At 45.9% G+C, this 14,116-nt stretch carries 11 protein-coding genes; 1 reads left to right on the forward strand and 10 read right to left on the reverse strand.

Going from position 1 to position 14,116, the window contains the following annotated elements; all coding sequences use genetic code 11:
* The first annotated feature begins 27 nt into the window (after positions 1-27).
* Positions 28-1,122, forward strand: a complete 1,095-nt coding sequence (locus J4N23_RS02570; RefSeq protein WP_207425441.1) for a hypothetical protein — start codon at positions 28-30, stop codon at positions 1,120-1,122.
* Between the two features lie 31 nt (positions 1,123-1,153).
* Here the strand turns inward: J4N23_RS02570 and J4N23_RS02575 are convergent, their stop codons facing one another.
* The 10 genes from J4N23_RS02575 to J4N23_RS02620 form a co-directional block, all read right to left on the reverse strand.
* Complete coding sequence (locus J4N23_RS02575) at positions 1,154-2,062, reverse strand: sugar phosphate isomerase/epimerase (protein WP_207425442.1); 909 nt, start codon at positions 2,060-2,062, stop codon at positions 1,154-1,156.
* A 10-nt stretch (positions 2,063-2,072) separates the two neighbouring features.
* Positions 2,073-3,452 (reverse strand): DUF4974 domain-containing protein, encoded by a 1,380-nt coding sequence (locus tag J4N23_RS02580; RefSeq protein ID WP_207425443.1) that lies wholly within the window; start codon positions 3,450-3,452, stop codon positions 2,073-2,075.
* 8 nt (positions 3,453-3,460) lie between these two features.
* Positions 3,461-5,059, reverse strand: a complete 1,599-nt coding sequence (locus tag J4N23_RS02585; RefSeq protein ID WP_207425444.1) for a sodium:solute symporter — start codon at positions 5,057-5,059, stop codon at positions 3,461-3,463.
* 84 nt (positions 5,060-5,143) lie between these two features.
* A complete protein-coding gene (locus J4N23_RS02590) occupies positions 5,144-6,295 on the reverse strand; it encodes a four-carbon acid sugar kinase family protein (RefSeq protein WP_207425445.1) in 1,152 nt (383 codons plus the stop codon).
* Position 6,296: 1 nt separating this feature from the next.
* Complete coding sequence (gene pdxA / locus J4N23_RS02595; protein WP_207425446.1) at positions 6,297-7,328, reverse strand: 4-hydroxythreonine-4-phosphate dehydrogenase PdxA; 1,032 nt, start codon at positions 7,326-7,328, stop codon at positions 6,297-6,299.
* Positions 7,321-8,262 (reverse strand): dihydrodipicolinate synthase family protein, encoded by a 942-nt coding sequence (locus J4N23_RS02600; protein ID WP_207425447.1) that lies wholly within the window; start codon positions 8,260-8,262, stop codon positions 7,321-7,323. Before J4N23_RS02600 ends, pdxA begins: the two co-directional genes overlap by 8 nt.
* Before the next feature lies 1 nt (position 8,263).
* Positions 8,264-9,421 (reverse strand): iron-containing alcohol dehydrogenase, encoded by a 1,158-nt coding sequence (locus tag J4N23_RS02605; RefSeq protein ID WP_207425448.1) that lies wholly within the window; start codon positions 9,419-9,421, stop codon positions 8,264-8,266.
* Positions 9,414-10,559, reverse strand: coding sequence for an exo-alpha-sialidase (locus J4N23_RS02610; protein ID WP_207425449.1), 1,146 nt, complete (start codon positions 10,557-10,559; stop codon positions 9,414-9,416). Before J4N23_RS02610 ends, J4N23_RS02605 begins: the two co-directional genes overlap by 8 nt.
* A 60-nt stretch (positions 10,560-10,619) precedes the next feature.
* On the reverse strand, positions 10,620-11,339 hold the full coding sequence (locus J4N23_RS02615) for a DUF3826 domain-containing protein (RefSeq protein ID WP_242689047.1): 720 nt from the start codon (positions 11,337-11,339) through the stop codon (positions 10,620-10,622).
* 22 nt (positions 11,340-11,361) lie between these two features.
* The gene (locus tag J4N23_RS02620) at positions 11,362-14,115 is read right to left on the reverse strand and encodes an alpha-L-rhamnosidase (RefSeq protein ID WP_207425450.1); all 2,754 of its coding nucleotides are present in this window, start codon (positions 14,113-14,115) and stop codon (positions 11,362-11,364) included.
* Between the last annotated feature and the right edge of the window lies 1 nt (position 14,116).

Consider the following 14,116-nt stretch of genomic DNA (forward strand, 5'->3'; position numbering starts at 1 on the left):
GATATAACGAATTTAGATAGAACGGACGTGCGAGGGGGAATAACAAATTTCAGCAGCCTACTTATTGGCCTTTTTTTATTTTCGGCAGCTTCTGCTTCCGCTCAAATCACCCTGACAGATCAAAAAACTGCATTCCAGCCACAAGAATTTTTTGTTGCAGATGTAGTGGACGAGCGCCCGGAAAAGTCGTCATTGGGACTTATGGTGAGCAAAGATCAAACTGGGAAGTCAACCACTAAAGCTGTTGACTTGAAAGGAGGAACGGAACAAGAGATTGAGCGTTATATAACAAAAAACTACACTAGGAACAGAGGGTCACGGGCTTCTGTGTTTGGAATAAAGGAACTTCATTTATCAGAAAGTTCTCGAACTGACGGCATGGTTGATGGCCGAATTACGGTTCATCTTAGCCTCGGTTTACAGAAGCCTTACGGCGTCGAGCCTTTGGTCTCCTCGCAGTACGCCTTGAACTACCGGCGCCCGGCTGCTAATGCCTCCTCTATCGAAGGACACCTGCGAAAACTGTTTGAAAAAGGCCTTTCCCACTTCGATGAGTGGCTAAAAGAGAACGCTAACAGCGACTCTAGACTTGCCAGGGAGGTTAGGATTAGCTTTAGCGATTACAAAGATGCAATAGAAGGCGACACCATCTACTATTCTCCAAACCGTCCCCTCAAATGGGCAGACTTTCAATCAAAAAACATTAGGGTGAGTAGGTACGATGCAGTAGTCATTCCGAGTATTGGATTTATACAGGAAGCGAGGGTACACAAGTCTGTCATTTATGTTGACATTGCCATGAAGGCTTACTTGCCAAAAAGCGCTGCCTGGGTACGATCATCCGCCATGAGCTACTACACCTTGAATCACGAACAGCGCCATTTCGACATCGTGAGGATTATCTCTGAGCAGTTTAAGCAAAAAGTCCTTAACGCTAATCTTACCCCCGAAAATTACCTTGCGTTCCTTAATATGCAGCATCTGGACAGTTTACGGGATTTGCATAAGATGCAAAAAGCTTACGACGATGAAACGAGCCATGGTCTGAACCTGGGAGCACAAGAAAAATGGAATAAGAAAATTGACGAGGAGCTAAAATCGATTTTTATTGCATCGCAATAATCGGAGAGCAGGGGCGTGCTCGCCGAAATAACTAGCGCTGAAAAACCTGCTTCATGTATCGCGTATTTGCCCCAAAGTTTTTTCTTACGTTGGTCGGCTCTTTCTGATCCCTGGACCGCTCTATCACCAGCCAGCCTTTATAGCCGATATCGTCTAAAGTTTCTTTCACTTTGTACATGTCCATGCGGGTATTGTGCTCCAGCCAAACACCATCTTCGTCCGTGCAGTGGATCATGCAAATACGCTTTTTGCCTAAAATGCGTAACTCCTGATGCAGGTCTCTTCCTGCGCGAAGCGGGTTAGCAAAATTGAAGTAAATTTTGATCCCCTTCGATCCTATCTCCTCCAGCAATTCTACTTCGCCTTTTGCGTCTAAATGAGTCTCAACGCCAATGACTACTCCTGCTTTTTCGGCCATCTTTCCTGCCACTCTCAATCGCTCTACAATTGCCGGTCGTAGTTCAGGGTTGGCAACCAGGTTTCCCTGTACACCCAGGGGCAGGAACGCCACTTTGACATCCATAGCCTTCATAGTGTCAATACAATCCTGTATCATTCGTTGGTAAGTTGGACGGGTTGCAAATGATTGAGCATAGAAGCCTGTCATCGCAATCGAGCATATTTCAATATTCAACTCTTTCGCTTTGTCTAAGAATTGCTGACGTATTTCGGGTTTTGCCAGCTGATTATCAAACGTTTCACGGCTTCCAAGACCACCCATGTCCAATTCCAGGCCATCCGCGCCTAAATCTTTTGCTAGCTGAAAGGCACCAAGCTTCTGTCTTTTCAGGATCATCAGGTCGACGACCGCTATTTTATAGCGCTGCTTCTTTTTACTCAGAGCCCAGCTAAGACTGGGTGAAAGCATTAAGCCGGCTGAGAGAAGCGCTGCGTTTTTTATAAAGGTTCTGCGGCTGTTGCCAGTTGTGTTGTTGTTCATGCTCAAATTTCTATTTTCCTGCAAAAAGCTTCTCTAACTCCTCGTAACTCCTGATGGCGGTAGCTGGCAAAGCCTCCCCTTTCTCCCCGAAAACATACATCGCCGGATACTTCTCAATAGTCACTTTAGATTCGTCGATTTTGCCCTGCTGATTCTGTACCTTTTTCAAATCCAAATTAAAATGCCTTGCCAAAAATTCGTACAAGGCAAGGCGCTTGTTTATCCCGTAGTCGTGCCCCTCCTTCTCGAGATGAACATTTTTTACCAGATCATTCTTTCCGTAGAACTGGTAAACTTTTTCCAGGTAGGGAAACTCGGTTTTCGGAACATTCTGCGTCCAGTCTTTTCCGTCAGATATAATTAGTTGCGGACGAGGTGCCGCCATAGCAGCAATTTCTACGTTATTTGTCCCGCCACCACAGAGGTGAACGGGCATACCGCTCTCGCAGGGACAACCACCACTGTGGTACGAGGAAAGCATTACTACCGGCACGCTCAACTTGATCCGGTCATCCAGTGCTGTAATGAGCATCGTTTGGCTTCCTCCGCCTGAACCGCCGGTAATTGCTACCCGCTTCGGGTCTGCGTTTTTGAAGGAAAGCATCCAATCGAGAATACGAATACTATTCAAGGCTTGCACCGTCATGGCTAGACTACGACGATGATCGCTCGATTTAAACTGTAATGCCGACTCTCCCCAGGCAAAAAGATCATAACTGAATGCCATTGCACCCATTCGGGCCTGCATCGCACACCGGTACTGTGCATCTGCCCGGTAACGGCCATCCCCAAAATGCCCGTCCGGATTTAGAATTACTGGAATTTTTCCTTTGGGATTGAGCGGCTTGTATAAGGAGCCGGTCACGTAAACACCTGGAAGCGTCTCCAAAGCGACGTTCTCAACGGTGTAACCGTCCATTGTCCGTTTATTCGTAATAATTGGCTTGCTGTTCGGCTTATGCGGTAGCGGAGATAATTTCAGGGCTTCCCACATGCAGCCTCTGAGCTCTGCCTTTCTTTTTTCCCAGGTGGCTACATTATTGAATCTTGACCACAAATAATCCAACTGTTCTTTACCCTCTTGAGGAGTTTTTAAATGGTACTGAAAGTTCTGTAGCTTATATTTTCCTTCCCCTTCTTTGGCGAAAGTGATATCCTGCGAAGACAGTACGTTGGCTAACGTTTTTTCTAGATCGGGACGGAAACGCCAGCCTGCATACGTCACGAAACGGTCTTTAACCAAATCTTCTGAGTAACGAATTTTAACATTGAACTGCCTTTCGATATCTGCAATCACCTCTTTTAGCGGTTGGCGGAAAGCATTATCAGAGGTTTGAGCCCGAGTAAAACCAATAGAGAAACTAAGTACAGCTAACAGTATGTATTTCATATATCAAACTATAAAGAGGAAACTTCGGCCGATACAGCTCGTAGGCGTTCTTCGGCTTTCCTTTCCCGGCGGCTATCTACCCAGCCGCTGTATAATAAATTTTTATCCAATTCGGGTTTAGGAAAGAACAAGCTGGCGATATATCCTACGCCTATCACAACCAGATGGCTGTACACTCCTAACATCAGCTTGTTGTGCGTAAAGTTGTAAGCCCCGAAGTCGAGGAGCAAACGCTTGTTGTCGCCTAAACCGATTTCAGTGGAGGTTAAGAAAGCGTACGCGGTAAAGAGTACACAGGTAATAATAGCAATATTGACTCCCTGCCGATTGGCCCTGGCGCTGAAAATACCGAGCAGAAATATTCCTACGATACCCCCCGAAAAAATTGCATAGAGCGTGAAGACAATTCCTAAAACACCTTCGCTCCCCGCATTAATATAAATTGCTCCAATTAGAATGGAGATTAAACCAGAAACAACTACGAACACCCGGCTTACCCGCAAGTACTCTTTATCAGTACGGTGAGGGCGAAATTTCTTATAGTAGTCTTCTACGCCAACGGCGGCTAAGGAATTTAAATCTGCACTTAGGCTACAAATGGCAGCAGAGATCATAGCTGCAAGAATAAATCCTATCACTCCCGTAGGTAGCTCAGTCATAATAAAGAAGGGAAAAACAGCATCAGCACGCATGCCATCAGGTAGTGGCTGCTGCCGATAGTAAACGAACAAGGCCGTTCCAATCAGCATAAACAGCGTCCAAACCGGAACTGTCAGCAGGATACCCAATAAGGAAGCACGAATAGCTGCCTTGTCTGTTTTTGCCGTTAAATACCGTTGAACAACTGTTTGGTCTGTTCCATACTTTTGAATAGCGTAGAAAGCGCCATTAATGACCATAACGATAAAGGTCAGCTGGGTAAAGTCAATATCGTAAGGTCCGAAGCCGGTGCGACCGTTCTCCTGGGCAATGTTCCAAACTTCTGCCGGGCCACCCTCTACTGAGTAGAGAATAACTCCGAGACAAAGGATACCGGAAGCAAATAACATAAAGCCCTGAAATACATCAAGCCAGATAACAGCCTCGATACCACCCATTAAATTTACGATGATGATAATTGCTCCAACCACCGTAATAATGGCAAAAGTATTTCCACCAGTCATATTGGAAAGCGCCACAGCAAGCAGAAAAAACACGGTTCCCATCCCCGAAAACTGCCGCAGTACAAATGCTAACGAGCTGTAATAGCGGGCCAGACGGCCAAATCTTTTTTCGAAATATTCGTAAGTGCTTAAACCAATCACCTTGCGGTACAAAGGCACAATGAACCAGATCGTCCCAAGCAGGACAATGGGAACCATGAGCCCCTGCACTAGAAGTATCCAATTGGAGGAATAGCCTTCGCCAGGATATCCCAAAAAGGTAACGCTACTGATGAGAGTAGCCAGGAGTGACATCCCGATAGCCCAAGCAGGAACTCTTCCTTGAGCTTTAAAATAGGTTTTTGTAGAGGTCTGGTTGCGCGAAAAGCGGAAGCCAAAGTAAAGCGTTATGAGCAGTACAATAGTGATAATTCCGTAGTCAATCGGACTTAGAACTGGTTTCATATAGGTGGTTTTAATTGGTCTAATATCTTTGTTAGTTCATTTTCAAGATGATTTCAAATGGTTACATCTGTTTTTATCCCTGCATTAGAAGCTCCAGATCTCTTTTGGCCAGTTATAGCTACCAGGTTTCAGGGTGACATGTAATCCTGGTTTTTCGATGGCCTCACTACGAATCACCCCGGGAGCATATTCAACTTTCGGATAGAGCGTTTTCAACCCTATCGTGCGGAAGATTGCTGAGGCAGTGGATCCTCCTTCTATAATCAGCTCATCAATCTCAGTAGCGGCAAACACTTCCTGAACCACCAGCGCTGTCCTTTCTCTCAGCTCCAGCGCAGAAATGTCTCGACCTTCCCTTTCTTTGGGATCTATGGCAATTATCGCAGTTCCGAATTCCTTTAATCGCTTCAGCACCTCTTCTTTCCAATCGCGAAGGCCTTCATGGCTAATATTCTTGCCTTCAAAAAGATTAGAAGGCATATAAACAACCAGGCCCGTTTTTTCGAGAGATTCAATCCGGATGGCACTGTTAGAAAAAGCAGTACCGGAGACATAAAGTTTAACACCCGAGAATGGAGCGATTGACCTGTCCAAAGCATCAACTTTTATATCAAGAGAATCGAGTAAAGCGGTGAAGAAACCCGCCCCGCCTGAAAAAAGGCTGTGTTTACCAAAGTGCTTTGCCCAAGCCTTCAGGTCTTCATTTGTTGCAGCCTCGCCTACAATTACCCCCGGGCTGTCTAGCAAATCCTGATGTTTCAGTACCTGCACCTGCCCATCTTCTGCTTTCAGCATTTCGGTAATCCGGGAGCTGGTTACAGGAAATTCCGGATCATCTTTGAATCCGGTTTCTACGATAGGCTTTCCATAAATCAGGTAGTTGCCGTCTTCGATGGTGCGGCCAAGGGCGGGATTTGCGGGGACTATAAGAGCATGGTCGAAATCGAATGCAGAAAGTTGAGCCTGGATTTCAGGCAATACATGGCCCCGCAATACGGAATCTACCTTTTTAAAAATCAACCCCGGCTGCAGTTTAGCGATTGCTTTGCTTACTTCTACCATCTCTGCCACAGCTTCAGCTTCCGGTTTCGAACGGGCATCGGTAGCAATAACTACCAGATCTGCTTTAGATTGCGGATCCACTTCTAAAGCAACTTCAACGCTCAAATTGTAGCGAAGGCCAATCCCTCCCAGCTCTGCTGCACCTGTTAAATCGTCTGCAATAACCGCGATCATCTTATTTTTTATTTTTGGACAGCTGTACTGCCGATTCAATTGCTAAAACCATCGCATCGGGGCTTGCAATCCCCTTTCCTGCAATTTCAAAGGCAGTTCCATGATCTACAGAAGTCCGGATGATAGGTAATCCCATCGTAATGTTGACACCTTTCACACTATCCATCTGCTGTTTTTCCTGGTTCCACTTAAATCCGGTCAGTTTGAATGGGATGTGCCCCTGGTCGTGATACATTGCGACTACACCTCCAAAATAACCTGTTGCGGCTTTCGAGAACATCGTGTCAGCCGGAACCGGACCTTCCACATCAAAGCCTCTGCGTTTTGCTTCTTCTACAGCAGGTGCAATTTCCTCATCATCTTCTGTCCCAAACAGCCCTGAATCACCAGCGTGAGGGTTCAGGCCGGCAATGCCGATCTTCAGGTTTTGTTCGCCGAGGCTGATCAACCCGTGATGCAACAGATCCACCACTTCCAAAATCCGTTCTTTCTTCACCAAGTCACAGGCCTGACGAAGAGATACGTGAGTGGATACATGGATTACCTTCATGTTCTCTTCCACCAGTAGCATCGCATACTTTTTGGTGTTGGTATAATGAGCATAAATCTCGGTGTGACCGGCAAAGTGATGTCCAGCTTCGTTGATAGATTTTTTATTGATCGGGCCTGTTACCGTAGCATCAACCTTTCCTTCAAGAGCCAGTTCGATCACCGTTTTCACAGCTTGAAATGACGCTTCTCCAGCCATAGCCGCAATCTCTCCAAACTTTAACTGAGACAGATCAACGTTCTGTAAATCAAAAACATCTACTGTTCCTAACTCAAATTTAGCTTGGCTAACATCAGTGATTGAATTGATCCTTGCATCTAAATTAATCCGGCTAATAATATCGGTAAAAACCGAAGCGTCACCGACCAGGACAGGTCTACAGATCTCGTAGATATTTTGCTGCAGTAAGGCTTTTACTGCGATCTCAGGGCCGATACTCGCCGGATCCCCCATTGTTATTCCTATGATAGGTTTCTCAGACATTTGCTAAAGGTCTATTTATTTGAATTCCTTCTCTTTCTATTAATTCATGAAGACCGCGTCTCAGGCGGACCTCCTCCACTTTTGAGAGTGGTTGAAGTGGCGGCATAACCACAGGTTCGCATAATCCGTATTCCTGCATCAACACTTTCAATGCCCACAGCGATTCCCCAAGCGTTCGTCCCGACTGGTATAAATCCCCCAGCAGATCTGAATGGTACTGGTAGCGGAAAACCTGCTCCTGATCGGAATCTAAAGCAGCCATCATCATCCTGCTATATAAGCCGGGATGGAGGTTTCCGGTACTTGGTATCAGACCATCACTGCCGTTTAATAGCGCATGGGCAGACTTAGCGGCCCATCCCAAAAAGTGACTAAAGTCGGCACGATTACCCCAAAGCGACGTCGATTCATTCAAACGGCTTTCTCCCCGTTCTGAATCTTTTGTACCGACGATGTACTCGTGATAGCTAAGCTCATCGATCACTTCCAGAGGGATCGACATATGCGTGGTAGCAGGGATGTTGTAAATAATCAGGGGACCTTTAATCTGCTCAGCCAGCGACTCGAAATACTTCTTCATCTGGGCTTCCGTAAGCGGATAGTAGGAAGGTAAGGTAGCCGCCACAGCATCTACTCCTGCGTCAAAGCATCGCTTTGCAAACTCCACCGACTCTTCAAAACAGTTGCTGGAGATACCCGCATAAAGCATCGTTCCCTCCTTTTTTAACTTCCCTGCCAACTGCAGATAATCCTGCTTGAGGGTATTAGGTAGAGAAGCTGATTCTCCAGTAGTTCCAAGGAAAAAAGGAGAAACGTTATTTGCATAGAGGTTGTTGAAGATGCGCTCTACAGCTCCCTCGTCGAGCGTAAACTCGTTTGTTACGGGAGTAACTACAGGCACAACAACACCCTGGTATTTTTTCTTGATATTCATTTTAATAGGCTTGAGTATAAATTGAAATTGCGTCCTCCAAAGTTATCTCCCTCGGGTTGTTTTTCAACAGCCTCGTTATCTTCATTGCATCTTCAGCCATCAGTGGGATTGCATCCTTCGGAATATTCAGGTCGCTTAACCTGGCCGGGATACCGCAATCAGCTATTAACTGCTTGATTTTCTCAACTCCCTTCGCTGCAGTTGTCAGATCGTCTGCCTCCCTTGCACAGCCCAGGGCCAGTGCAACCTCAGCGTACTTCTTTGGAGCAGCGGGAATATTGAATTCCATTACATAAGGTAAAAGCAACGCATTTGACAAGCCATGTGCCAGATGGAACATACTGCCCAAAGGGTATGACAAAGCATGAACACCCGCAGTGTTAACGGGGCCTAAGCAAAAACCTCCAAGTAAGCTACCCATTGCCACTTCTGTCCTTGCTTCCTCATCCTTTCCGTCCCTTACAGCCTTCACAATGTTAGCAGCAATGAGGCGCATCCCCTCATAGGCGTACATATCAATAAAAGCTTGAGAAAACTTATTAGTATAGGCTTCAAGACAGTGCGTTAAAGCATCCAAACCCGTTGCAGCGGTAATCGAGGCGGGTACGCTGATAGTGAGTAAAGGATCAACATAAACGATGTCTGGAACCAGATAAGGACTAATGATCCCTTTCTTCTGATTGTCGGAATTGTCGACTAAAATTGCATTGGGAGAAGCCTCACTGCCGGTGCCTGAAGTTGCAGGTACACAGATGAGTTTCTTGGTACGCCCTTTCAGCAAACCGATTCCAACGATCTCCTCCAGAGTTTGCTCGTTATCCAGCTGTGCCGCCACTAACTTTGCAATGTCAAGCACGCTTCCGCCCCCAATTCCAACCACTACATCAGCATTGAAAGGAGCAACGCGGGCCATCAACTGCTTAAAATCATCAAAGGTGGGCTCCTGCGTAATGCTTGTATCTACCAACACTTCAAACCCTTGCTTCTCAAGTTTCTCCACCATCCCACTTAAAGTAGATACCAAAGGCTGAATGGTGATCAGAAGAACTTTTTTGGCGCCCAGGGTCTCAAACTCTTGTATCAGATTTTCCGCCGTACCCTTTCCGAAGACAAGTTTGCCTGGAAATATAATTTTGAAATCCTGGCTCATCTTAATCATTCGTAATTTCTGAGCCTCCCGGTGCTGTGTAGCCTTTTAGTTTCGGCCAAACACCCTTCTTAATTTTTTTCAGTCTCACTTTTGAAGGATCAATTACAGCATGTTTGATTCGCTCTCTTCTCCATGTATAAACTGCATGCAACATTCCGTCCTTGGTTTGGATAATGGATGGATAAGAATATTGACTTATCGGAGAATCTTCCAAAATCGCAGCAGCCCGCCATTTTTTTCCATCCTTAGAAATGGACAGGTTCAACGGGGTACGAGGACCTTTTGCCAGATCGCCCGGAGGCAACACGTGGTTATAAACCAGAGCGTGTCTTCCGTCTTGCATAGTTACAGCATCAGTTCCTGAATTGTTATTTGGCAGGGTAGTTTTTGAAAGTGGCCACCAGGTTTCTCCGTTGTCGTACGACCAGGACTCCAGAATAGCCCGACTACGGCTTCTGGCTAAAATCTGCAGTTTTCCGTTTCCATGATCCAGGATGCTCGGCTGAATGGCATCAAAGCCTTTTGGAGCCGTAAGTGGCCCGATTTTACGCCAGGTTTTCCCGAAGTCGGGAGTTACTTCAAAATGGATCTGCCAGCTGTTTCCCTCTTTATTTCCCTCGGTACTGGTTGGGCAAAACAAGTTTCCATTGCTCAAAAGCACGGGCTTATTTTTCACCGGACCTAAATATCCTTCGGGAAGCGCTCTGGCCTCAGACCAGGTGATCCCATTGTCTTTTGAGGTTCTTAGCCAACCTTTCCAGGTACCAGGACTTGCGCCAATCTTATAAAACAACATCAACTCTCCCCCAGGGATTTGATATAAAACCGGGTTCCAGGTAGGATATCTTTTGTCGGGCATTACGCCGTCTGCTACGCTGTCGGGAGCTGTCCACTTTCCATTCACGTGCCTGGAAACCCAGATACATACATCTGGATTACGTTCTTTGGTTCCTCCAAAAAAAGCGGTTACCAAGCCTGCCGGCGTTTCTACAATAGTAGCTGAATGAGACTGTGGAAAAGGTGCCTTTTCGTAGACAAACTCATCTACGATAACTCCCTTTTGCCATAACTTCGTTTGTGCTGAAAGATATCCTGTGCTGGTGATCAGCAGCAGGGCTAATAGTTTTATTGTTTTGTTATAAATCATGTTGAATGTGTGTTGCTAGCGCAAATTGCAGACGGTTTTAAACCGCCTGCGTGAGTGTTTCTATTGTTTCTTCTGTGCAGCCTCTGCCGCTTTTCTTGCTTTTACTGCATTTATATAATCTTTGTACATCTGCTTCCAGTTACGACCGTTAGCGTTTAGATACTGTTCTGATTTCGTTTTATAAATCTCAAAAATGGCTGAAATCTGGTTCATATTTTTGTAGTCGACCGCTTGCTCGCGTGCCTGCTTTAAATATTTTAAGATAGTAACCTCTTCTTCTGCAGTCAGGTTTGGAACGATGGATTTGTAGCCATTCATGGTGAAAGCAACTTTTCCGATAGTGTATTTGTCGAGAATTGCCTCTACCTGCTCCTCAGTCAAGTCTTTCCGCAGACCGCTCATCAGGTTCTCGTGAACCGTTTTCGGCATTGCAGAGTTAGCAATTACCTGCCTGTCCAGGTCGCTCAATTTATTTCCTGTTGCTGGATTAATACCTGCAGGAACAGTTGAAAAATGATGCTCATTGTGCCAGTCCCGTACGGTCTTCAGGTGAGTTGCAATAACTTCCTGCACTCTTTTTTCCTTAGCTGCATCCTTTAGGTTCAAGCTGGCAACCCATTCAGCTGCTTTTTTCTGTTGCTCTTCGTCAGATTTCGCCCTTTGTTCTGCGCTCATCTGTGTAGTGGAACTTTTAGTTTCCTGGCTGTACGAGTTGAATGAGAAAAGGGTAGCGGCAGTAATTGCAGCTGCAAGAATGGGGGATTTTAAAGTTGCTTTCATGATAATATCTCAATTGGTTAATTTATATAGAAGAACTGAACGAATAGTTACCGGAGCCTACTTCATATACTGCCCTGTCTCCTTCCATCTTCACAAATTTTACTCCCTCTGCAGTGGATGCCTTTTTGCTTCCTTCGTTTACTTTATCGGCGGATTTGGCTGGGATATATATCAGCGCTTTTGTATTAGCAGGGACAACCACATTCCAGGTGAATGAATTCCCTTTCTTTTTCCAGTCGCTTTTGATTGCGCCATAAATAGACTGGTAAGAGCCATTGGCGAAATCAAGACCTGCAATCATATCCGGCTTCATGATGATGTTTTTGAAACCCGGGTTATTGTAATCGGATTTAATCCCAAGCAAGTTCTCGTAATACCAGATCATCAGGTCGCCGAGCATCATCACGTGGTTTTGAGAGTTCATTTTGGGATGAGCTGTATTTCCGTTCCAAAGTTCCCATATCGCTGTCGCCCCGTTTTCAACCATATATCCCCAGGAAGGATACGTTTTTTGCGAAGCGATGGTGTAAGCCACATCAGCTCTGCCCATTTCTGATAGTGTACGCATTAACCATTGCGTGCCAATCAGTCCGGTACTCAGGTGCCCCTGGTTTTTCACCTGGATAGTATTCACGATCTGCTGCTGTACCTTACTCTTATTCTCCGGAGTTACCAAACCAAAGTGAATTGCCAGCAGATTATCCGTCAGCTTGTTTTCGCCGTAATAGCCGCCCTGGTTATAAAACTTTTTGTTAAAAGCATCTTTGGCCTTAGCTGCTTCCGCCGCGTACCAGGCAATATCAGTAGAATTGCCCGTAAGCTGAGCAAAACGCTGCATCATGTTCAGGTAGTGGTAGTAATAGGCCGTTGCAATCAGCATGCTTGGATATTTTTTGTCGGCAATTTTGCCCCGTCCTGCCTCAATGCTAACCGGAGGTTCGCACCAGTCGCCATAACTGTCTTTAGTAATAATGCCCTCGGCGTTTTTATAACGGGAGCCCATGTACTGTAACCATTTCTTCATGGCCGGGTAATTCGTGTGTAGCACGCTAACATCGCCGGTTTGACGGTACAGCATATCCACTACCAGAATCAAAGTCCCAGGCCAGGTCATGTTATCACTGTAGTAGCGCCAGAAAGCGGGTGCAACGTCAGGAATAGCACCGTCTGGCTTTTGTGAATAGCGAATGTCTTCCAACCACTTGTTGTAGAGGGCAATGTTATCAAATAAGAAGCTCTCACCGTAGGATTGATTCGACCGATCGCCCAACCAAGGCTGGCGCTCGTTTCGTTGTGGACAATCTACCGGCATCCCCTTGTAGTTAGATGCTATCCCCCACCATGAATTCTGGTGAATTCTATTCAGTAGCGAGTTCGAAGATGCGAATGATCCAACAGTCTGCATATCATCGAACACTAGTCGGGCAGTGAAATCTTCTTTTGCCGGTGTGCCGGGATATCCGCTTACTTCTACATAACGAAATCCGTGGTAAACAAAACTTGGTTCCCATTCTTCTACGCCCTTCCCTTTCAATATATAGGAGTCAGTTGTTTTCGCGTCACGAAGGTTGGTGATAAACAAATCGCCGTTATCCTGAAGCGATTCGGCAAACTTCAAGGTGATTTTTCTGCCGGCTTCGCCTTTTACCCTGAACTTCACCCAGCCCGCCATGTTTTGTCCGAAGTCGATGATATGGTTTCCGTTGCTCCGTTTAGTAATTGAAACGGGTTTCAGGTCCTTCATCACCTTCATGAATTGGTTCATCTGTGCCTCGTAAGCCCCGCCGGGCTCCTGAACATGCTCTGGCGTCAGCCAGGCCTTTTCATCAAAACCAGGCTCGTTCCAGCCAGCCATTTCTTTACGAGCATCATAGTCTTCGCCGTCGTATTCGTTGTTAGCCCGTATCGGACCATCCGCTGTTCCTTTCCAGGTATTGTCGGTTTTGATCGTTTGCTTCGTTCCATCTGTATAAACAATGTCCAACTGCATCAGCAGCTTTGGAAAACCGAAAGTTTTCTGTTTATAGGCCTTGGTTTGACGCATCTCGAAGAAACGCCCGTTACCCAACACTACTCCAATAGCATGTTTGCCTGCCTTGAGCCGGTCGGTAACATCAAAAGTGTTGAACAGGGAATTCATTGAGTAATCAGTCGGTGCTGGTGCTAACACCTGATCGCCTACCTTTTTACCGTCGATGTACAGCTCATAAAGGCCCAGACCGATGATAGATGCTGTTGCTGATTTAACAGGCTTTTCGGTAGCAAACTCTTTCCGGAAATATCTTGCCGATAGTCTCGGCGCCTTTGCATCATCCCAGGGGAAGTAGCGGTCAAAACCAATCCAGCGGCCATCCCAATCATTATATTGATGAAGCCCAAGGCTCCAGGTAGCCGTATTACTCCATTCGGTCTCGCCTTTATTAGTCCAGATTTTAACCTTCCAAAAAGCTTTATCCAAACTTTTCAGCGCCTTGCCTCCATATTGTACGAAGTTGGATGCTGCAGAACTTACCTTTCCTGAGTTCCAGAGATCAGCATTAGCAGGACTGAGTTTTTCTGGTGAAGAGGCAACGAGGATTTGATAAGCTGTCTGCTCGATCCCCCGCTCGTTGCCCGTAATTTCCCAACTCAGTTTCGGGAAAGCGACGTCTATCCCAGTGGGGTTGATAAGTAATTCTGTTCGTAAGTTCTGTATGTTTAATGCAGCGGCGTATTTACTAAAGCCGAAAGAAACGACAACCGCAATCAGAACAAAAATGCCTTTAACTATTTTCATA

The organism is Pedobacter sp. SYSU D00535, assembly GCF_017355855.1.
Classification (GTDB): domain Bacteria; phylum Bacteroidota; class Bacteroidia; order Sphingobacteriales; family Sphingobacteriaceae; genus Desertivirga.